Consider the following 21,213-nt stretch of genomic DNA (forward strand, 5'->3'; position numbering starts at 1 on the left):
TACGGCTTACGCCTAACACATCAACATATTTGGGAAAGATGTTTTAATTTCAGAGGAGAAGAGATGCGTTACGCTAGCGCTAACGCATCCTACATATATGCATATATTTCAAAAATAAATAATTTAAATTATTGATGTTTTTTGATTTACATGGTTCAGACCCCCGACTTCTCCAAGAAGTCGGGGGTCTAAATTTTATGATTTATGAATAAAAGAGCTACTTGATGCGATACCAAAAATGCAACTTGGGTGTGAGGTAAAAAAGAGCGATCGCCATTAGAATCTCTATCGGTATTAAAGAAAAGAACAAACTGCAACAAAACCAAAATATTGCAAATAATATAGCTATTATTTGCAAAAAATGATTAGTTATTTTGATTGCAATGCTTAAACAGATTAAAGCTATAAATAGCGCAATTGATGAATAGACAAAAGTTAGCATTGTGAGTGAATAATAATCTAAAAAAACCAAGATGATTGATGAACTGCAAGCAGACCTATGTCTCCCCAGAACGCTAGAACTGCTACCAATCTGTTAACGCTACAATACCTCCAGAACATTGTAGAGTTAGATCATCAGTTCATCAAATCATTGGTTCACCCACAAAGGGGATTTTGTTTCTTTACCAGAGCCAGACGAATGTTAGCCAACAAATTGTTCGTGATTCACAAAGGTTGTTCCAACTGCAACTGATTTGATAACTTTTCTATTGCTATTTGGGTTGCAAACCTAGCCTCAGAATCCATTCCCAAATCCGAAGAGTTATCAAGATTCCCTATTCAGCTAAAGCCTCACATACCAAGGGAAGATGATAATATCTTGTTTTGGGTTTATATAGGCGCATCCCAAATATTTAGTTACCAAACGCTACATCGGAATTAATTGGATTTGCGGACACAAAAGCAGAGTTTTTTACTTGGGTTTCTACCTAATCCCTATGGAAAATCTTTTTGCTTTTGCTCTTTTGATTCCCTATATATAAATCATAGCATATATATTGCCAAATAACTTGCGAATAGACAGAATTCTTGCTTTAGAAAATCTATAAACGCTAAACTTTCGCCTCTTTTTGCTCATAAAGTAGATTACCAATATCAAATAACAGCTCCATAGTGCCTCGGTAGCTTACTTTGGTGGACTGATTATGCCCTAAACGGTCGTAGATGGGGATTCCCTGGCGATAGATTGGGATTGTTAGGCGTTGAGAAATGGTAACTGCATGAGAATTACTAATGAGTAAATCTGAGCCAACTGCTAGTTGCTCAAAGTCTTCTAAATCACCGATAGTCACGCTGGTGATTTGAAGTTTTTCCAGCAGAGGGGAACGTGCTGTAGTCACAGCTGCGTGAATTTGCGCTCCCATCGACTGTAAAAAAGAAACTGTTGACCAAAGTAAATCTGGTTCCAATGCTAAGGAAACTCGTTTACCACCAAAGTAAAAGTGAGCATCTAGCATTGCATCTTGTAGCTGCAAGCGTTGGTAACGATATTTCACTGGTACAGGGACACCTCTGATATCTGCCAATGCTTGGAGGAATTTATCAGCAGCTTCTAAACCTGAAACTGTGTCAAACACTTCGTAAGGTGTACAGAACTTTTGAGATAAGATTCGCGCTGCACCGCGCATACTCTCACCTAATGCAACTGTGAATACAGAATGAGGAATAGCTCTTAATTGTGGCAAGCTAGTACCACCAGATGTTACCAAACTATGCCGATCATCTAATGCGCGAATATTCAGTAAACCAGATATGTCAGGGACAACGATAGACTGCAAACCAAAAGCAGAGACAATTTCTTTAATTTCTTGCAAGTCACCAGGAGTAAAAGCAGAACTAGCCAAAATTGTGATTTGCTTGGGACAACAATTTTGTCTGTCAGTCGTTTGCGGAATTTCCTTGACGATACTTTCTACAGCTGCAGCAAAGCCATCTTGTAAGGTACCCTTAAAATCTGGTGTTGAGACTAAGTAAATTGGTACTTGGGACAATTCCGAATAACGTTGACGCATATCTTTGAGTAGTCGTCCCATGTCATCCCCTCTGGTTTCCGTCAATCCAGTGGTACATAGTCCAATCATTTTGGGTTGAGATATCTGCACCAATTTTGCGATCGCCTTTTCAATATTTTCCTCACCACCTAAAATAGTAGAAACCTCTGTCATAGCAGTACTAGAAAGGGGAAATACCTTACCCAGATGCTTGGTTAAAACGACCTTGGTAAAAGCACTACAGCCAGGAGAACCATGTAACATTGGCATCATACCTTGCAAGCCTAAAAAAGCTAAGGTTGCACCTACTGGTTGGCTTTGCTTCAGAGGATTGACTGCAACTGATGTACTTGTGATGCTAATAATCGCCATAATTGAACCTTTGAGAGAACAGAGGAAGTAATGAAAAATGATTGTGAAAGATTGATTGACCAAGCTTTTAGGCAATCAATCTTTCACAATCCAGAATTTAAAATCTAAAATCTAAAATTCTATTACTCCCAAGGTGCAGGCCGACGCACTTGCTCCCATACAGGACTGTGGAGAGTTGTATATAATTCTTGTGCCACACTGATGATTCCTGCATAGCCTGTATATGCATTTTTGCGTTCCTGATTTATGTCCAAAAAAGGAATCTTAGTTTTCATAGCTGTGGCTTGATAGTGATTGCTGGCAATTAATAAATCAGGTTTAAATTCAGTAATTAACTGACTAATCTCTATCTCTAAAATTTTGGCATTGTCACCGAACAAACCTTTGATTTTGCGTTGATTATCTTGAGTTATCTTGTTTGTACTAGTAAGAAGCACTTCCATTTCTAGATATTGAATAGCTGAAACAATTGCCCAATTATTGAGATTGGTAATATCAATTAAAATTCGCTTACCTTGGAGACTAGGAAGATAAAAATCAAGTTGATTATTTAAAGCCGTAGTTTCTGAATTAATTAAATTCTCTGTGCGTACTTGTAATTCCGTCTCACCTAACTTAGCTGCAATATTCCTGAGACAACGATTGAGATGTTCTATACCATAAAAAGACTCTGTGATGTAAGGAATATGAAAACGCTCTTCCATCTGCCTTGCCATTTTTAACATAGCTTTAGCAGAACTATTAACAACATTCAGCTTGGCGCGATGGGCGTAACATATTTCTTGATAACGCGCATCACCTGTAATTTTTGCGAGTACTCTAATACCTAATTCTTCTAACATGGGTAATATATTCCAAATATCACCACCAATGTTATATTCACCAATCAAATTGATATCATGAAGCGTGGTAGTATCAGGTTCAGCAGTACCAATTACATATTCTAATAAAGCTTCACTCGCTAACCGAATACCTTGATTCCGATGCCCAACAAATCCAGGCGCATCTACAGGAATAACTGGTGTTCCTATTATTTCAGCAGCCTCTCTGCAAGCTCCATTAATATCGTCACCAATGAGAGCAGAAACGCAAGTGGAGTAGACAAATATCGCTGCGGGTTTGTAACGTCTTTGCAATTCTAAAATTCCTCTGTACAGTTTTTTTGCACCCCCAAAAATGATATCGCTCTCATCCATATCAGAAGTAAAGCAATTCTTGTACATCAGAGAACCAGAGGAGAGACTATCACGTCCACCCCAATAGTTACCTATGCAGCCGTTTGGCCCGTGAACTAAATGAGCTGCATCAGTAATAGGAACTAGAGTAATCATGGCTCCATCAAAGGCACAATCGCAATTATCTCCAAGCTGAGATAATTGTGTACAAGAATGATTATTTTGTTCGGTTTCTGATTTATAAGGCTGGTCGTTGATTTCTTCTTGACTAGTTTTCATTGCTCTTTTGAAGGGTAGATTTTCAAGGGCAAAGTATGCATAATGAAAGAGATTTTTATTTAATGTAGGGTGTGTTATGCCGTAGGCTAACGCACCAATACAGTGAATACAGTGGAATGAGTAACTGTGCATTGCGCTACGCGACAATACACCATACATTGAAATTATTAAATATAAACCTCAATTTATCTAAAAAATAAGGGATGGCATATTATTACCATCCCTTATGGAGTAAATAACCAACCAACAGAGAAGGAGAAAACAAAACCTCAACTAACGTAAATTTTTAGCTATGCAAACATTAACAGCTTTGCGCTAATACAATAAAAGCTCAATAATCTTTGAACCTCCACAGCCTGAACAATATTTGAGGAAAAGATGGGCTATTTTAGCCCACCTCATGGCTACATAAAATCTACTTTGTGAGAGTCAATACAAAACTTACTTTTTGTCTCTACCGGAAACGATTTCTACGTTACCTTTTTTGACTGCTTCGAGCGCTTCACCTTGAGCATCTTCTTGCTTTTTGGCAGCTTCTTCTTCAGCTTTGCTGACACCAACTAATTTTTCTTTTTCTTCGTCGCTTTCGAGAATACCGAATTCAATCAACAATGCTTCTAGCTCATCCATTTCGATGGGTGTAGGAATAGCCATATTTTGATTGTTGATAACCTTGTCGGCTAATATGCGGTATTCATTCGCTTGATTACTATCAGGTGCGTACTCGTTGACTGTCATCCGGCGCAACTCAGCGTGTTGCACGATGTTATCACGAGGGACGAAGTGAATCATTTGGGTGCTGAGTCTGTTTGCAAGGGTGGTAATTAATTCGTCTTCTCGGTCTGTTTTGCGGCTGTTACAAATCAAACCACCCAAGCGCACACCACCAGAATGAGCATATTTCAAAATACCGCGTGCGATGTTGTTTGCAGCGTACATCGCCATCATTTCACCGGAAGTCACAATGTAAATTTCTTGTGCTTTACCTTCCCGAATTGGCATTGCGAAACCACCGCACACAACGTCACCTAATACGTCATAGGATACGAAGTCTACGTTGGAGTAAGCACCGTTTTCTTCCAAAAAGTTAATAGCGGTAATAATACCCCGACCGGCGCAACCTACACCGGGTTCTGGGCCACCAGATTCTACACATTTAATACCTCGGAAGCCTTGAAGTACGACTTCATCAAGTTCTAGGTCTTCTACTGCGCCTCTTTCAGCAGCCAAATGTAGCACGGTGGTTTGAGCTTTAGTATGTAGAATCAAACGGGTGGAGTCAGCTTTAGGATCACAACCCACAATCAGAATCCGTTGACCCACTTCTGCCATTGCAGCTAGGGTATTTTGAGAGGTAGTAGATTTACCAATACCACCTTTACCGTAGAAAGCTATTTGTCTAATCTTTTCGTCTGACATGATTGATTACCTGCAATGGTTTACTTACTGGGTCAATTTGTTTATGAGTGTTCACTGTGGAAGGCCAACAGTGATTGGATATAGAGCGTCGTTGGAGGCGTTGGCACTAAGTGCCCACCGGAGGTGATCGCTCTACGGCAAAAGCAGTTAAAATCCTAAACATATTCAAGTTGTGACAAGTTTGCTTTCACCACTAGTCATTAATGGTGCGACCTGACTAACGGCTGATTTTTGATATAGTTGCTTGCGATCGCACAACGGCTTTGTTGCGAATGCAAATACTACCTGTGATGCGATCGCAATTTGGATAATTTTTCAATCCAAAATCTAAAATTGCTAAATTGGTCTTACGCAGAGGTGATCCTAAAACACCCAATCCAAACTTTGCAATCAATTGCCAATGGTTGCTACAACTGCGCCGATATTAGTTGTGTCATAACCACCAAGAACTTCTAACTGTGAATGTACAAACTTATGTCCCAAAGTATTGAGCAACTGCTGTACTGGTGCTTCTTCTAAATATTCTTTGAGAATTACTAAATCGTAGCGTGATTGATGCATGGGCACAAATCCTAGCCCAAACGCAGTAGCTACCGATGCTGTGCTGATACCTGCATCAGCTATTCCTGATGCTACAGCTTCCGCAACATCCTGGTGGCTTCTCACAATCTGCTCAAACCCATGAATGGCATCGAATGGCACTTGTTCCTTTTGCAGTGTTTGCTCTAACAGCATCCGACTTCCAGAACCTAGTTCGCGGTTGACAATAGTTGCTTGGGTTTCTACTAAGTTGGTAACTGATTTGATACCTTTGGGATTTCCAGACTGCACTAATAGTCCTTCTTCCCAAACTCCTAGAGTAATCATCACTGCTTCTCTTCCGGCTAATACTTCACGCACAAAGGGAATGTTATACTCCCCAGTTTCCGGATCATATAGATGCATTCCTGCAATATGAGCTTCACCTCGGCATAAGCTGTGCAATGCTGCCATGCTATTTGCGAAGTTATATTGGACTCGCAATTGCGGATGCCAACGTTCGGTTGCTCTAGCCCATAATGAAATCACCGGGGAACAGCCAGCAATCACGACAGTGTTATGAAGTGCGGCGATATTATCATCTAACAACCGGACTCTCACTTTATCTGTCGCTTCCTGACTTATACCCTCTCCCTTCGGGTTCGACAGTTTGCTTATGCCGGGGAACCCGTCCACCGCAACTGTCTCACCGTCAGCCGGAATCATATCTTGGCGAAAAGCATCTTTGCCAATTAAAGGATAAGCTATCCATTGCCCTCCTACCCTTGCCAAACTCAGCCTAAATTGCTGACCGAATGGGACTTCTTTTGTCAAAACTGCTTCAATTTCAGGTAAATCCTGCTCTAACCAGAATAAATCCTCAACTTGACATCCCAAGGCTTTAGCCAAGCGCAGAGTAATTGCTACTGAAGGAGCATATTGTCCTGACTCTACACCACTAATGGTTTGACGGGTAACTCCCGCAATATTAGCTAAATCCTGCTGACTCATGCCCAAGCGGGTTCTGATTGACTTCAAGTTATTGCGGAGGTTGTTATCCTGCTTCATTTGGCTTCTTTTTTTCAGTTATAAAAAGCCGTCGCGGATTTAACTGTATTTGCCAAAGCAAAAGCGCGGCCTCTGATTGCGAGTATATCTATTGTGTATAGTAGCCTGCGCGTTTTTGCTTTTTTGATTCCCTCTATTTAAAAATATCATAAACTTTTGCCAATTTACTGGCAAGGGGAAAAAATTTTTGCGCTAGGGCTGCAAACCTCCAATTGGCGAGGATGAAGAATTTTTCTGATTAAATTTATAGACTTTTACCAACGTAATTGGTAAAATTAGCGCAATCATCCAGTTTTAGTAACAAGAAAATACCAAAAAATAAATTGTTCTGTTTACAGTCGTTGACCGTTCACAGTCAACAGTCCACAAACATGGAGCGATCGCTGCAAAAAAGTTACATACGATGCTTTATTTAATAGGTATAGATGATACTGACAATGCGACAACTGGTGCGACAGGTCACCTAGCACGAGATTTGAGAAAACAGATAGGCGATCGCAATCTAGCTCGCACTATTAGCATTAGTCGTCACCAACTTTTCCTCAGTCCAGAAATTCCTTACACTTCTCATAACAGTTCCGCCTGCATGATGGTGGACACTCAGCCAGAGTCAGTTAATCTCCTCATTGACTACTGTCGGGAGTATCTATGCAAGTACAGTCAACCAGGCTCAGACGTGGGCTTATGTGTAGCACAGTGGGAGCGAGTCAGTTCTGCTGTTCAAGCTTTTGGTAAACAAGCTAAAGAAACAGTTCTGACTCAAGCACAAGGAATATCAATAGCCAGCCAAGCTGGGATATTTTTAGAGGGTCTGACTGGTACGCAAGACGGAATCATCGGAGCGTTGGCTGGTGTGGGTTTAAGGAAAACTGGTAACGACGGGCGAATTATTTGGATACCAGGTTTATACGAGCTTTATGGGACATATACAGTCAGCCAGCTTTATCAAATGCTCAGTATTGATCGCATTCAAGATTTGGCTGGGGATCTTTTGTCGTCAGACGCTAGGATTCAAATTCAATTGTCCAAAGAAACCAAGATGAAAACTGGCCGTTGGCCTCGTCCAGTGTTGATAGATGGACAAGCTGTCATGCTGGTGGTTAAAGCTTTTTCTGAAAAAGATGCAATAGGAAAGAACAACAATGAATATGAATTGGCTCCCAAAGACATCATCCGCCAATATTAAGCAGCGTTTGCGCTCCTTAAACTGGCTAGAAATTCTGGCTTTGGTGGGCTTAGGATTGATTATTGCTATAGTCCAAGCAAATCTGCATTTCCCCTTGAGGTTACCAGGTTGGCGAGGACTGATTTGGCTGACACCTTTAGTTGCTACTAGACTCTCGACTTCCCGTTTTGGTGCAGCTTCCATTACAAGTTTGAGCGCTGCGGGTTGTTCATGGTTGATTGGTGTCAGGAACGATCCATATGACTGGTTCTTTTATCTTGTGGTTGGGGAATTGCTGGATTTAGCCTATCACCAAGGTAGAAGATGGCAAAAGCAGGTATGGTTTTGGGCGATAGTTGCAGGTTTAATTCACCTAATTAAGCCTTTAACCCGCATGATTATTAGTGCTGGTGGTGTGTGGTCTTATGGTTTCTTGGCTTCAGGATATATCTATCCTTTGACAACACACTTCATATTTGGTGCGATCGCTGGATTTGTGGGAGCAGGCTTATTGCTGTGGGCTAAACGTCGGCGCAGTAGTGAATTAACAGACAATGAAAGTTAATTTTAAACTTTTGAGAGAGCGCCAAAGTTTTGGTACACTGACGCTCTCTCAACTAGATGATTAATGGCAAACCTAGTGTTCAATTAATACTTTGATATTAAAGTAGGAAATGCCTTAAATCTGTTGTTAGATTTGCAATAGTTACTTTAGTCAACAGCTAGTATTACATCTGAGGATTTAATCACAGCATATGCTTCTTTACCCTCAGTAAGTTGTAACTTATCTGCTGATGACTTGGTAATAATTGAAGTTACTTCTACCCCTGGTGCAATTTCTAGGGTTACTTCAGTATTGACAGATCCTACTACAACTTTTTTTACTGTTCCTTTCAGAGCATTGCGAGCGCTAACTTGCATGTTATTAAAATCCATAGTACGTTGTTAACCCCTTCATAGTAACAATAGTTACGCTTGAAAAATATACCTAGAGTTATAAAATTCACTAAACTTTAACTTTTTTTTAATAAAAAAACACATAAAAAATCAAGCGTATCTAGATAAATACGATTTTTTTAACTTAATCGTTTTAATTTTAAAACTGTATAACTACAAATAATTAACTAATATGTTTTGTAAAAAAAATCACTAATTCATTGTAGAGTTTTGTCAAAATTCCAAATTAATACTAATAAAGTAAGTAAACAAAATAAATCACTATTAAGTACACAGAAAGAATTTTGCACGCATGATTTTCTTGTTCGCTAATTCCTGGATTCACGAGAAGTATATATATAAAATATTTCTCGATCTAAAATTTATCTTTTACCAATTTTTTTGGTTTATCTAATTTAAAATTGGTATTATTATTGTAATAATATTTACGTACCTGCCCTTATCCAGCGAGCGCTAATACTGGTATCAATCTGTCAAAGATTCTGTATCTAATGACTTGATAGGGTAGGTATTTTCTCATCAATAACTATCAATCAGCAGCACCGTCAATTTTTCTGCGCTTAAATTTTTTGCTGCGTTTTTAGTAAAGCTATTTTATGTTTATACGCTTTGATTTGCCTGATGAAAAAAAGTCACCCTAAGAGCTAAGCGAGATTTTTGTGCTGACGATGCTACCGGAGTTACCATGTGCCAAGAATTTTGGGAGCGTACAAGCGCAACTGAAGTATCACTTAAGGGTGGAATATCTTGAAAAACCGATTCTGGTTGTGCGTCTTTGAGGATTCGCAAACAGCCTCCCCAATCTTGTGGCCAATATTCATTGAAATACAACATATGAGTTAAAGCTTTGGATGCTTCATCGGTGTGAGGTCGATGAAGATGTCCTATGTTATATCGGCGAAAGCCAATCACCATTGCACAGTCTTGGAGTTGCAAGCCAGACATCGCTGTTAGTGCTTCACGGTAAGCAGGTTGCCAAAGTTCTTTTATCAGTTGACACCAAATGCTGCTGAGACTGCTTAGATCAGAAGTTAAAGTACCATCTACAATGCGTTCAAGCCAGCGATCGCCAAATTTCGGCATTACAGAAATATCGTGGTGATTAGCAAACATCTGGCTCCAGAGATAACCATATCCCTCCCCTGCTGATAATTGAAACTGTTCTTGAGGAAAACTGGCAGCAAGTTCTAAACTATCCTCTTTGGATAGTAAATTCTGAATCAGAGCATATTGATATGGAACCTCTTGCATTACTGTGTTGTAAATCGCATTTAAATTAAGCATCAAAAAGCCTATATTGTATATTTCTCAGATATGGAGATTTTAAACTTAAAATTCCAGAGAAATAGTCCCCACAACAGTTAATGGCGCACCAGGAAAAATCCCTGTTCGACTTTGAGCAGATTCAAAATAGCGGTTATCAAACAAATTTTTGATATTGAGTGCCGCCCGGAAATTGTTGTAATTGTAGTAGATGGCAGCATCAACGCGACTATAGCCAGGTAGAGTAAAACTATTATTCAAATCACCAGGGCGATCGCCTGCCATAAAAATCCCAGCGCCAAATCCTAACCCTTGCAAATCACCACCAGGAATTGTATAGGTTGTCCACAAACTAAAAGCATTACGCGGTACATTTGCTAGGGGATTACCTACAGGAAAACTATTATCTTTAGTTATCATTGCATCAGTATATGCATAGGATGCAATCAAATTCCATCCTGGTAAAATTTCGCCGATTAAATCTAACTCAATACCACGACTGCGTTGTTCACCAGTCTGAATAGAAAATGTGGGACGCAGAGGATCTGTAGTTAAAACATTAGTTTTGGTGATTTCGTAGAAAGCTAAAGTTGAGGAAAGACGGCCATCAAATAAATCTGCTTTTACTCCTAGTTCATACTGAGTTCCTGATTCTGGTTTAAATGGCGTACCATCGAAACTTGTACCAGATTGGGGTACAAAAGAGCGGCTGTAATTAGCGTAAAGGGAAAGTGGTTGAATTGGTTGATAAACAATACCAATTTGTGGACTAAATGCATCACTGTTATTAGTAGTTGTGTTACTTCTTAAATTGTCCTGAAGTCGATAATTCACTGTGTCAAAACGTCCGCCCAACAAAATTTTTAGGTTGTCGGTGAAAGCAATTTGGTTTTGAACATAAAAACTAAATACATTTGTTTCTTCATTGCGGTTTTGGTTAGTAGTGAAGTTACCCACAGAGAATCGATAGACTGGATTAAAAATATCGATAGAACCAGCATTAGCATTTTGAACCACGGTATCTCTCAATTCATTACCGTATTCAAATCCCAAGAGGATTTTATGCTTAATAGAGCCAGTAGAAAATTTACCAATTAAATCAGTTTGAAAGTAATTTGTGCTGGCATTTTGAGTACTATTTTGAGCGCTTAGTAGTAATGTGCGGTTATCAGATAATAGCGTTCCACCGCCACCGCTAGCACCAGTACTAATTCCAGTGCTGGTGCTAGTTCCAGTTCCTGTACTAGTGCCTGTGCCAGTACCAGTTCCCCTTCCACCCCCGGTTCCCGTTCCAGTACCAGTTCCTCTTCCACCCCCAGTTCCAGTACCAGTGCCTGTACCACTTCCGGTTCCAGTTCCAGTACCAGTGCCAGCGCCTGTACTACTTCCGGTTCCAGTGCTAGTACCAGTCACAGTTCCAGCACCTCCAGCCCTACCAAAAATTGCAGAAAAGTCTTGGTTACTATAAGTAGTCCGAAAACTACTTCGCAACGACCAATTGTCACTAAAGCGATGTTCTACTGACACGTAACCACGCCATTGATCGACATTATTTTTCCGCGATGGATCGCCAAGAAACCGACTGATAGGAATGTCTGCAACTTGGTTACCAATGGCAACTAAGCCAAAATCTACAGGACGGCTATCCTCTAAATATTCTCCCGTTAAGTTGAGTGTGGTCTTAGGGCTGAGATTAACTGAGAACTTGGGTGAAATAAAGAAGCGTTGTGATTCTACGCCCTGGCGAAAGCTATTTGAGTTGTCGTAGGCGAGATTGAGGCGATAGTTGAAATTGCGATCGCGATCTAAAGGGCCTGTAATATCCAAAGTGCCACGATTTAAACCAAAACTACCAGCGTTATATTCAGCCGCATAATATGGGTCTGATTGGGGTTGTTTGTTAACTAGGTTTACCACTCCCCCTGGTTGCGACTGTCCGTAAAGTATGGCGGCTGGCCCCTTAAGAATTTCGATGCGTTCTAAATTGGATATTTCTGTAAATACTCGGTTAGAGTTGTTTCCTTCATTAAAGCCATCACGGAATTGGTCGGCGGTAAAACCCCGCGTAATTAAAGAAAATTCGTTCCTTCCGCCACCTTGTCCAGATAGGGCAAACCCACTAATGTTGCGTACGGCATCATAGACGTTGAGGGCTTTTTGGTCTTGAATTACCTGTTGCGGTACTACCTGGATAGAAGAAGGCAAATCACGTAATGGTGTATCTGTTTTTGTAACTGTAGCTGTGTTGGGTTGACTGTATTCCCCAGGGCTACCTGTAACAGTCAGTTCGATATCAGGATTCTCTACTGTTGGAGTTAAGCTCAATACCAACCCACTAGCGCTAGAAACCACCTGTGCAGTTGGTAAAGTAGTTTCTCCTGTTACGCTTACCCTAATACTGTTACTATCATTTTGGCTAACACTAACTGCTTGAATGCCTGGTGCAGGGTTATCTGTACGGAACTCTTTACTATCAGGTAGTACCAAAACCGCATTAGGAATATCTGCAATTAAAGTATTACCTTCTGTTTTAGTTGTTGGTTGAGACAAAACCCCTGTAGCTGTTTCTAAGATTAATTCAATTCCTGTAAGAGTAGAGTTAACTCTCACTCCTGTAACTTGTATCGGTTGTTGTGCTAATAGTAGGGCTGCATTAGTAACCGGAAATTTTAGCTCACTAACATCAGGAATAACAGTATTTGTAATTTGTGATTTTCTCGTTCTTGGCTGATTGGCTTGAGCATGTACAGAGTCTACAAATACAAACAACACAGAACTGCTTAGGATTATTAACCTAAGTAACTGGAACTTATTCAACTTATTCCTCACACTAAAAACTAACTAAAATAAATATTTAAGAAGTAGTAATTACTACCAATTTTGGAAAAATCGATATTTAATGTATTTCAAGATGCAACAATTCAAATTTTTAAATTTTTAACTATTGAAGGCTGGAAAATATTATGTTGATTCATAGTTTACTTTATGTTTGCATTCAATATTGATTGCCTCCAAATCTGGCTGATTGGAGCAAGAAAGATGTGGGCAAGTGAATGAATTAATCACTTCCCGCATCAGCATTTACTGGTGTATATCAATATATGCGTAATTTTTCGGATAAATTTATAGTACCAGCATTGTTGGTAAAAATCAACCAGACTAAGTCTTCAAATCCTAACTTTATTAAACCTTTATGCTCTTTAAATTTCTAAATATCAGGGCATGAGCAATCAGCGATCGCCTCAACATCATAGCCATTAATACTAGTATTATTACCAACCCAATAGCGCCATTTAGTTGGTAATCAAGAGAGATTAAAAATTGCTATATTAAGCAGGGTAAAGGAAAAGGGGAAAAGGTAAAGGTTTTTCTCTTAACCTTTCCCTGTTTCCCTTAGAAATCTTACATATTGAGTTTAATCACGCTGACTCTACAAAACTTGCCTAGTTACAATGTGTTTTGATTAGCAATTGGTTCAGAGACACTGGTAGAAGTATCACCTTGCAACTTCACCCAGAGGAAGAAAGGAATAGCTAGTAGCTGTGTAGCGCTAGAAAATACCACGAGTGAGGTCATAGAATGATCGTAGAGAATCCCCATGACAGCGCTACCAATAAACCAGGATAAACCATAGCCTGTGCTGAAAACGCCATAAGCTGTAGCGCGTTTGTGCTTAGGAACCATCCCAGCGATCGCAGCCTTGAGGATTGATTCTTGCGCTCCCATACCTATACCCCAAAATGCCATGCCTAAAAGCGCCAGATTGGTATCGCCAAAAAAGACTAAGGGTGCAAATAAAGCTGAAAATAAAGCTGCAAACATCAGCATAGAAATACCAATACGATCAAATAAATAACCAAAAATAAAAGCGGCGATCGCATCAACTCCCATTGCTACAGCATAAAATATAGGGATTGTCTGCCCAGAAGCAATTCCCGCCTTTTGAAAATGAAAAGCTATCAGGGGAAAATCGGCATAGCCAGCAGCAATAATCGCTACAGCACCGAGATAAATCCAAAAAATTCGGGGTAGTTTTTCTCCTTGATTTTCTACAGTTTCTACTTCCAAATCGCTGGGATTTGGGTAAATAATTTGCAAAACCACTAACACAAGTAATCCTAGTACCGCAGGTACAACCAAAATTGCAAAGCTATTGCGATACTCTCCCTGAAAATAAAGCATTGCGGCTACAGCCAAAGGCCCCATGACTGCACCTGTTTGATCCATTGCTTCATGCAGTCCAAAGCCGAAACCTCTACCGATTTGGCTTGCACCGTGAGAAAGTAGCGCATCTCGTGGTGGAGTCCGAATTGCTTTACCTGTACGTTCCGCCATCATCAAACCTGCGGCGGCTTCCCACCTCCCAGTTAAGGCTAAAAGTGGTATAACTGCGGTGTTTAAAATGTAACCTAATGTTGTGATTCCCCAGTATTTGCCTGTATGGTCGCTGATATAGCCAATAGCCAGACGCAAGCCATAACCGATCAATTCTCCAAAACCAGCTACAAGACCAACTACAGTGCCGCTAGCTCCCAAAACTTCTAAGTAAGCCCCTGTAATACTACGCGCACCTTCATAAGTTGCATCAGCACAGAGGCTAACCAATCCCAATAAAATTACAAACTTCAAAGCGCCTGTTTTCTGGGGCATCATCTGTCAATCTATAAATTTATGTTGTGCTATTAATACACAGATTTCTAGAAAAAATCAGTAGACTTTGAAATTTGAATTATAAAATTCCAGCAATTATTCCAATTCTTCAAAATTCAGCAACAAATTAAAGCTTGCAAATCCTTGTAATATCTGGCTTTTCTAATTTTGAACTGGGATTACTCCATCAAAATTAACTGCAGGAGATCTAGACGCAAATACCAAGGAAAAGGTTGATCTTTCATGGTTGCCCATTTTTCTTTGAAAACTTCTGCTTGCAAATGGTAGTCTTGGGGATTATTAGCAGCAGAATGTAGTTTTAAAAATAAAGTCATGCGATGGGGTGTTTCACTAGTGCTGGCTAGCCAACAAGGAAAGGTATTTTCCTGGTTGGGGTCGTTAGTAAAGCTGATGTGATGGGCACGAATACCAACATGGGTGATGTTGTCAGGAATTGCTTCCATAATTTGGATCTGACAACCCCAATCACTAGCTTCAATCAAACCAGATCGTACAAACTGCGCCACAGAAAAGTTCTTACAACCAGTAATTCGAGCAACACCCATAGTTCTAGGATGCTCAAAAATCTCGTATTTAGAACCATATTGAACAGTTCGACCATGTTCTAAAACCAATAAATTTGGGCAAACTCGGTAAGCTTCTTCCATATTATGGGTGACAAACAAAGATACACCGTTGTAATCAGCTAGAGTCTCAGTCATTTGCTGTTCTAGTTGACTCCGCAGGTGAGTATCAAGTGCGGAAAAAGGCTCATCTAAAAGCAAGGCTTCTGGTTGAGAGGCTAATGCTCTAGCTAAAGCTACACGTTGTTGCTGACCTCCGGAAAGTTGGTGCGGGTAGCGATCGCCTAATCCTTGCAACTGCATTGCTAGTAATTGCTCTTCTACTTGTACCCGGATACTGCCCTTAGATAGCCCCTTGGGTAAGCCAAACGCAATATTTTGTGCCACAGTCATGTGGGGGAACAGCGCATAATTTTGTACTAAAAAACCGATACGGCGATCGCGGCTTGGTAGATTAATTCTTTGTTCAGAATCAAACAGTACTTTGCCATTGAGCACAATACGTCCTCTGGTTGGTGTTTCTATCCCGGCTATGCAGCGCAGAATCATACTTTTACCTGCTCCTGAACCTCCCAACAATCCCAAGGGTTGCTCGTCGCTATTAAAGGCAACTTCAAGATGAAAACTCGGCAGTGTTTTTGCGATATCTACACTTAGTCTTACGCTTGAGGATATTGTTGGCACAAAAGATGATTCATGTGCTTGTGTGTTTTGTTTCCGTACTCTTGTTTCCCTGTTTCTGTTTCTCCCTTTCTCTCTCGATTCCTGCCAGAAGTTGACAGCAATAATTCCTGATAGAGAAATCACCATAATTACAATCGACCAAAACCAGGCTTCATCCATTGCTCCGGCTTCCACAGCAAAATAAATTGCCATTGGAATTGTTTGCGTTTGTCCAGGAATGTTACCAGCCAGCATCAACGTTGCACCGAATTCACCCAAAGCGCGAGCAAAAGCAAGAGTTGTCGCTGCTAAAATTCCCGGCAGTGCTAAAGGTAAACTAATGCGCCAAAAAATTGTGGACTCGGTTGCTCCCAGAGTTCTGGCTACCCGCAACAGATTATTATCAATTTGCTCAAAAGCCCCTAATGCTGTTTTATACATTAATGGGAAGGAAACGACTGTCGCTGCGATCGCTGCACCATACCAAGTAAAAACAATGCTAAAGTCAAACGGCTGCATGAGTTTCCCCACAGGCCCATTCTTCCCGAAAAATATCAATAACAAAAAGCCAACAACTGTAGGCGGCAAAATCAATGGTGCAACAAAGATACCCTCAACCAATGATTTTGCCTTGCCCCGATAGCCCAGCATCCAATAAGCAGCAACAATACCCAAGAAGAAGGTAATAAATGTAGCTAGTAATGAAGTTTTTAGTGATATCCACAGGGGCGATAAATCCGATGCCATAGTTTTTTGGTGAAGAAGGTACGAAATTAGGGCTAGTTTGAATCGTGTGTTTTACGCTTAAAAACAGCCCTGTCAAAATTTCTCTTGTTAACTACCAGCTACTGTAAAACCTTGTTTTTCAAACACTCTTTTGGCTTCATTGCCTGATAAAAATTGCACAAAATCCTGAGCAGCATCGACATTTTTACTGCTTTTAAGTACTGCAATGGGATAGACGATAGGAGAATGAGTGTTTTCGGATGCAGTGGCGACAATTTTGACTTTTGGTGTACTTTTGGCATCTGAGAAGTAGACCAGCCCCGCATCAGCATTGCTTGATTCTACATAATTAAGAGCTTGGCGAACGTCTTTTGCGTAAACTGCTTTGCCTTTAACTTGGTCAAGAATTTTTAATGAAGTTAAAACTTGTTGGGCGTATTGTCCAGCCGGGACACTTTTGGGTTCACCGAGAGCGATTTTCTTAATGCTTGGTGAAGCTAAGTCTTTGAAATCAGTGACAACTGTCGAATTTTGGGGTGCAATCAACACTATTTGATTTTTCAGCAAGTCCTTGCGAGTGCCATCGACCAATAAACCTTTTTGCTGTAAAGCATCTATCTGTTTAGTTGCAGCTTAGATAAAAACGTCAACGCCTGCACCTTGTTCAATTTGTTGTTGCAAAGCTCCCGATGAACCAAAATTGTATGTCAAATTGACATTTGGCTTTTGTTTGCTGTAAAGAGGCTTGATTTCATCCATTGCATCTTTGAGGCTAGCAGCGGCTGATATCGTCAAACTTGCTGTTGGCGCTGCTGGGCTAGTAGTTGAGGATAAGTTCTGTGTCTTTGTTGGGCTACAGCCCACAATGAGTATGAACGAAATTAATACCCAACTCGCAAAAGTCACAATGGGTTTATTAATCATTTGCACTCCTCAAGCGTTCTTTCTTAATTCATAATTTACCAACCTATGAGCCTATAAGCCAAAAAAATTGGTAAAAGAATTACAGCTTGTTTGAGTTGATGACTAAAATTATTGGTAATATAACCAATCTGACGATAACTTTCTTCCTTGTCAGCCGATCAAGAGATTCCAGGGCATCTTTACTCTTGAGTTCATTGCCCTGCCACATCGTTGTAGCCTTTATTAGCCGTAGCAGAGATAATCCATAATGCTAGGATATCGAAGCTTATCAACTTAGCTCCATAATTGGAGTTATAGCTTGTTATTCTTTTGCACCCAATACTGGAATACCAACTTTGTTATATCACTATTACTGGAATACCAACTTTGTTGTATAATTTATGCTGTGCATTTTTTGTTAACTATTTGGTAAACCATTCACAATTAACGCTTCAGGCAATTTTTCCACAAGCGTCTCTATCTGCTGTATTGATGCCTGGAACTGTTAAAACTATTTTTTTATAGAGCGTAGTCTGTTCTTTTCTCAATTTTTTCTTCAGGACTTACTATGCTAAATCCCATTTGCAATAACTATGAAACTATTGCTACACCATAAAAATGAACATTATTTAATAACATTAGGACTTACGCAACTGGCACAAAGAACGGGGGGAAGTGCGAAAGCGCACAAAAACTTAATTCAAACTAAATAGCCTATATTTTTAACATTTATACCGTTTATTTAAGCTTAAATTATTCCTCTTTTGGCTTACGCCTGAAGAGAACTGAAGGTATTCAGAAGCAATCAACCATGATTCAGGCAATAGATTTTGAACAAACATTTGTGACCCATCTCGAAAGCTTCATGGGTAAAGCAGATAAGTTCATCAAGGTTTATTATACGGGTATAAGTGAAGAAATCCATTTTCAAGAAATTATGCTAGCAGTGAAAAATCTCGCACTTGATGCAGATTTACAACAAATAGAAGCTGAGTATCAGATGTGCAGCGAAAGAAGAGATTTAATAGCTGACTGCGATGATTCAGCTTGGTGGTAGCACGTTCCAATTGCAGGCTGAAATTCTTAACTATATTAAGTTGAATTTAGTAAATCGAAAGTCGGAATTTTCAAAACAGTTCTGACTTTCGATTTGCTACTTCTCTTAAGACATTGGCTTACGCCATTTGGTTAATGAAGTTTACAGAGATTCTATATGCCATCACGCAAATCTTCTACCCCTACCCTTCAACCAATAGATGGTTCAATATTAGGTGAGTATGCCGTTAGCAACTACTCGGAGCGTGTCTACTCAAAAGTTTACTATTCTATCCGTTCTCTTTGTGGACTTGTTGCCAAACGAACGCTCAAAGAAACTTTTGATTGGGATGAATTTAAAGAACGGTTTACTAATGATTTTGGTAATGTTGTAGAAAACCGATACACTCTAGAGCAACTTCTTGAATATGCAAATCGCAAATTTGGTAAAAGCCTTGAAGATTTGATAGTTCAAAATCAAATATCTTGGCAACGTAGACAAGAATATGCCGAGCGCAATCAGATGCATTACCAATCAGAGACGATTGAAGATAGCACTCACTACTAATCACAATAATCCATATTAGCAATTTCAAATCCTCCAGTATCATTCCCGACTGGAGGATTTTTATTAAAAGCGATTTATCTCCTCAACTCATCGCTTTTAATCAGTAGACTTTTGTGGCTATCTGTCTACGGAATTACTCGCTTCACAACTTGCCAACTCATCAATATTCAACTATCTGCTGTTACCAATATGCTACAGAACAGCTATATTGTTTGGTCAGGAGCTTCTTTGATTGACAGTTCTGCGATCGCCCTGATTTTGACCGGATTTGTTTACCCTACATCTAATCGCAAAACTGGAAGATTGATTCAATCTTGGATTTTGCAGCAAGAATTTGTGCCGACAGAAGCAGCAAAAAATGGTTTAGACCAAGGTATTTGTGGGAACTGTCCCTTGAAATTAAGTCAAAGCGGTAGCTGCTACGTTAATCTGTTGCCCATCAACAATATTTACCGCAAGTATAAAACCGGAACTTATCCGAAACTGGGTACAAATGAAATAGAAGTATTAAAACGATATCGCTATCCGGTGAGAATTGGCTCTTATGGAGACCCAACAGCAGTACCAATAGAGGTGTGGGAGCCAATCATTTTAGCATCGAAAAAATACACTGGTTACACGCACCAATGGCGAGTGTGCGATCGCCGTTGGCAGAAATATTTAATGGCTTCGGTACAAAGTCAAGCTGAAGCGGAGTTAGCCCAAATGCAGGGTTGGAGGACTTTCAGAATCATCGCTCCTGATGCTCCTTTGAGCCAAGGCGAAGTTATATGCCGCCATACCGAAGATGATAGAATTCAATGCGAAACTTGCTTATTGTGCGACGGTGCATCCTCAAAACCGAATGTAGCCGATCCCGTTCACGGTTTAAATTGGAAAATCTCGAATTTTCTCAAATACACCAAATCAGTATCAATTTAATTGCAGGAACTCTTATCTGTCTTGTCAAAATTATCAGATTCAGAATTCAGAAGACCGAAGTCAGGAGTCAGAAGAGTTTAAGAATTAGGAAAACATAAGTTACGAAATATACTGTATTCCTGATAAATTCTGACTTCTTACTCCTGAATTCTGAATCCTTATATACAGCCTTACGGCAAGAGAATTTAGAACAGAATGTCAGGTGCTACCGATGGCAGAAGTATTAGCTAAACCACAATTTCAAATATTCACTCACATAAAAACGGGAGCGAAAGTAGGAAGAATTTATTTTCCGGCTTTGTTTCTGGCTGAGTTTCACGCCATTGTCTTCCAATGGTTGCAAAGGCAAGAAATTATTTTCGATGAAAAAGACATCAAACAATATGGTGATGGCTCATTTCGAGTTTATTTTAGAACTAATAATTCACTTGAAAGCGAATATTTTCAGTTAGTAAAGCCACTCACAATTCAAAAACAGCATAGTTATTTTGAAAATAACTTTCCTGATTAAACCTTGGAATAGACAAAGAAATTAGGTGCAACCCAAATTCAGTAAACTCCGAATGCAGGAGAAATATTCCATGCCATCAAACTATCGAAGCTTTCTGGGAAATCCTAACATCCAAGTTTCAACTCTTCCTAACTTTCAAACAAATTACCCAGCAAAGCCAGAACGAGAAACAATTAAGCATACGCTGATTGGCTCCAGTCAAGCTGTAATGGCAACAATTCGTATTTTGCATCAACTCGGTTATGCAGATATAGGTGATTGGAGTCCCTTATTACCAACGAACAATCCTGGGGAAGTGATGAGCATTTTAATTAGGTCAATTAATGTGTATTTGTCTTGAGTTGTAATAAATAGTATGCCCTCAATGGGGGTATTTTTTTTGATAGAGCATGAGTTTTCAACTGCAACCCCTCACGGGGAGAAGACTGTGAAAGACCAGCATCC

General features: G+C 39.8%; 17 protein-coding genes and 1 pseudogene. 7 read left to right on the plus strand and 11 right to left on the minus strand.

Translation table 11 applies throughout. The features are described 5' to 3' along the window. Positions 1-1,052: 1,052 nt before the first annotated feature. The 5 genes from nifN to AACU25_RS19690 form a co-directional block, all read right to left on the minus strand. Positions 1,053-2,363 carry a nitrogenase iron-molybdenum cofactor biosynthesis protein NifN gene (gene nifN / locus AACU25_RS19670; RefSeq protein WP_096578482.1) on the minus strand — a complete coding sequence of 437 codons (1,311 nt, stop codon included), beginning with the start codon at positions 2,361-2,363 and terminating at the stop codon, positions 1,053-1,055. 122 nt (positions 2,364-2,485) lie between these two features. Next, a complete protein-coding gene (gene nifE / locus AACU25_RS19675) occupies positions 2,486-3,817 on the minus strand; it encodes a nitrogenase iron-molybdenum cofactor biosynthesis protein NifE (RefSeq protein WP_096578484.1) in 1,332 nt (443 codons plus the stop codon). Between the two features lie 441 nt (positions 3,818-4,258). Then, positions 4,259-5,236, minus strand: a complete 978-nt coding sequence (gene nifH / locus AACU25_RS19680; RefSeq protein WP_096578486.1) for a nitrogenase iron protein — start codon at positions 5,234-5,236, stop codon at positions 4,259-4,261. Positions 5,237-5,453: 217 nt separating this feature from the next. After that, positions 5,454-5,630 carry a hypothetical protein gene (locus tag AACU25_RS19685; protein WP_190445716.1) on the minus strand — a complete coding sequence of 59 codons (177 nt, stop codon included), beginning with the start codon at positions 5,628-5,630 and terminating at the stop codon, positions 5,454-5,456. After that, positions 5,627-6,823, minus strand: coding sequence for a substrate-binding domain-containing protein (locus tag AACU25_RS19690; protein ID WP_096578488.1), 1,197 nt, complete (start codon positions 6,821-6,823; stop codon positions 5,627-5,629). The genes AACU25_RS19685 and AACU25_RS19690 overlap by 4 nt, the downstream gene beginning before the upstream one ends. Positions 6,824-7,226: 403 nt before the next feature. On the opposite strand from AACU25_RS19690, the gene AACU25_RS19695 reads away from it, so the two are divergent. Beyond that, the gene (locus AACU25_RS19695; protein WP_096578490.1) at positions 7,227-8,009 is read left to right on the plus strand and encodes a hypothetical protein; all 783 of its coding nucleotides are present in this window, start codon (positions 7,227-7,229) and stop codon (positions 8,007-8,009) included. Then, positions 7,972-8,553 (plus strand): hypothetical protein, encoded by a 582-nt coding sequence (locus tag AACU25_RS19700; protein ID WP_096716324.1) that lies wholly within the window; start codon positions 7,972-7,974, stop codon positions 8,551-8,553. The genes AACU25_RS19695 and AACU25_RS19700 overlap by 38 nt, the downstream gene beginning before the upstream one ends. Before the next feature lie 146 nt (positions 8,554-8,699). Here the strand turns inward: AACU25_RS19700 and AACU25_RS19705 are convergent, their stop codons facing one another. The 6 genes and pseudogenes from AACU25_RS19705 to modA all read right to left on the minus strand — a co-directional run bounded on the left by AACU25_RS19705 (position 8,700) and on the right by modA (position 17,755). After that, a complete protein-coding gene (locus AACU25_RS19705) occupies positions 8,700-8,909 on the minus strand; it encodes a TOBE domain-containing protein (protein ID WP_096583884.1) in 210 nt (69 codons plus the stop codon). 636 nt (positions 8,910-9,545) lie between these two features. Beyond that, positions 9,546-10,196, minus strand: coding sequence for a 2OG-Fe(II) oxygenase family protein (locus tag AACU25_RS19710; RefSeq protein ID WP_321206653.1), 651 nt, complete (start codon positions 10,194-10,196; stop codon positions 9,546-9,548). Positions 10,197-10,274: 78 nt separating this feature from the next. Next, the gene (locus AACU25_RS19715) at positions 10,275-12,980 is read right to left on the minus strand and encodes a TonB-dependent siderophore receptor (RefSeq protein ID WP_190445717.1); all 2,706 of its coding nucleotides are present in this window, start codon (positions 12,978-12,980) and stop codon (positions 10,275-10,277) included. A 675-nt stretch (positions 12,981-13,655) separates the two neighbouring features. Continuing rightward, entirely contained in the window at positions 13,656-14,858 is a 1,203-nt protein-coding gene (locus AACU25_RS19720; RefSeq protein ID WP_096578498.1) for an MFS transporter, read from the minus strand. A 179-nt stretch (positions 14,859-15,037) separates the two neighbouring features. Further along, entirely contained in the window at positions 15,038-16,852 is a 1,815-nt protein-coding gene (modB, locus tag AACU25_RS19725) for a molybdate ABC transporter permease subunit (RefSeq protein WP_096578500.1), read from the minus strand. 87 nt (positions 16,853-16,939) lie between these two features. Continuing rightward, positions 16,940-17,755 (minus strand): annotated as a pseudogene (gene modA / locus AACU25_RS19730) (molybdate ABC transporter substrate-binding protein). Between the two features lie 790 nt (positions 17,756-18,545). Here modA and AACU25_RS19735 point away from each other — a divergent pair. The 5 genes from AACU25_RS19735 to AACU25_RS19755 all read left to right on the plus strand — a co-directional run bounded on the left by AACU25_RS19735 (position 18,546) and on the right by AACU25_RS19755 (position 21,109). Further along, positions 18,546-18,791 carry a Pb-reticulocyte-binding protein gene (locus AACU25_RS19735; RefSeq protein ID WP_096578502.1) on the plus strand — a complete coding sequence of 82 codons (246 nt, stop codon included), beginning with the start codon at positions 18,546-18,548 and terminating at the stop codon, positions 18,789-18,791. Positions 18,792-18,947: 156 nt separating this feature from the next. Then, complete coding sequence (locus AACU25_RS19740; protein ID WP_096578504.1) at positions 18,948-19,337, plus strand: hypothetical protein; 390 nt, start codon at positions 18,948-18,950, stop codon at positions 19,335-19,337. Between the two features lie 189 nt (positions 19,338-19,526). After that, positions 19,527-20,258 (plus strand): hypothetical protein, encoded by a 732-nt coding sequence (locus tag AACU25_RS19745; protein WP_096583886.1) that lies wholly within the window; start codon positions 19,527-19,529, stop codon positions 20,256-20,258. Positions 20,259-20,469: 211 nt separating this feature from the next. Further along, positions 20,470-20,769: a hypothetical protein gene (locus AACU25_RS19750; RefSeq protein WP_096578506.1), complete on the plus strand. Its 300-nt coding sequence runs from the start codon at positions 20,470-20,472 to the stop codon at positions 20,767-20,769. Between the two features lie 70 nt (positions 20,770-20,839). After that, positions 20,840-21,109, plus strand: a complete 270-nt coding sequence (locus AACU25_RS19755; protein ID WP_096578508.1) for a hypothetical protein — start codon at positions 20,840-20,842, stop codon at positions 21,107-21,109. Positions 21,110-21,213 lie beyond the last annotated feature (104 nt).

Source organism: Tolypothrix tenuis PCC 7101 (assembly GCF_963874875.1).
GTDB lineage: Bacteria > Cyanobacteriota > Cyanobacteriia > Cyanobacteriales > Nostocaceae > Aulosira > Aulosira tenue.

What these genes read in the sequence shown, in the direction of transcription:
- nifN (WP_096578482.1), bottom strand. Translation starts at nt 2,363, where the DNA reads ATGGCGATTATTAGCATCACAAGTACATCAGTTGCAGTCAATCCTCTG.
- nifE (WP_096578484.1), bottom strand. Translation starts at nt 3,817, where the DNA reads ATGAAAACTAGTCAAGAAGAAATCAACGACCAGCCTTATAAATCAGAA.
- nifH (WP_096578486.1), bottom strand. Translation starts at nt 5,236, where the DNA reads ATGTCAGACGAAAAGATTAGACAAATAGCTTTCTACGGTAAAGGTGGT.
- AACU25_RS19690 (WP_096578488.1), bottom strand. Translation starts at nt 6,823, where the DNA reads ATGAAGCAGGATAACAACCTCCGCAATAACTTGAAGTCAATCAGAACC.
- AACU25_RS19695 (WP_096578490.1), top strand. Translation starts at nt 7,227, where the DNA reads ATGCTTTATTTAATAGGTATAGATGATACTGACAATGCGACAACTGGT.
- AACU25_RS19700 (WP_096716324.1), top strand. Translation starts at nt 7,972, where the DNA reads ATGAATTGGCTCCCAAAGACATCATCCGCCAATATTAAGCAGCGTTTG.
- AACU25_RS19705 (WP_096583884.1), bottom strand. Translation starts at nt 8,909, where the DNA reads ATGCAAGTTAGCGCTCGCAATGCTCTGAAAGGAACAGTAAAAAAAGTT.
- AACU25_RS19710 (WP_321206653.1), bottom strand. Translation starts at nt 10,196, where the DNA reads ATGCAAGAGGTTCCATATCAATATGCTCTGATTCAGAATTTACTATCC.
- AACU25_RS19720 (WP_096578498.1), bottom strand. Translation starts at nt 14,858, where the DNA reads ATGCCCCAGAAAACAGGCGCTTTGAAGTTTGTAATTTTATTGGGATTG.
- modB (WP_096578500.1), bottom strand. Translation starts at nt 16,852, where the DNA reads ATGGCATCGGATTTATCGCCCCTGTGGATATCACTAAAAACTTCATTA.
- AACU25_RS19735 (WP_096578502.1), top strand. Translation starts at nt 18,546, where the DNA reads ATGATTCAGGCAATAGATTTTGAACAAACATTTGTGACCCATCTCGAA.
- AACU25_RS19740 (WP_096578504.1), top strand. Translation starts at nt 18,948, where the DNA reads ATGCCATCACGCAAATCTTCTACCCCTACCCTTCAACCAATAGATGGT.
- AACU25_RS19745 (WP_096583886.1), top strand. Translation starts at nt 19,527, where the DNA reads ATGCTACAGAACAGCTATATTGTTTGGTCAGGAGCTTCTTTGATTGAC.
- AACU25_RS19750 (WP_096578506.1), top strand. Translation starts at nt 20,470, where the DNA reads ATGGCAGAAGTATTAGCTAAACCACAATTTCAAATATTCACTCACATA.
- AACU25_RS19755 (WP_096578508.1), top strand. Translation starts at nt 20,840, where the DNA reads ATGCCATCAAACTATCGAAGCTTTCTGGGAAATCCTAACATCCAAGTT.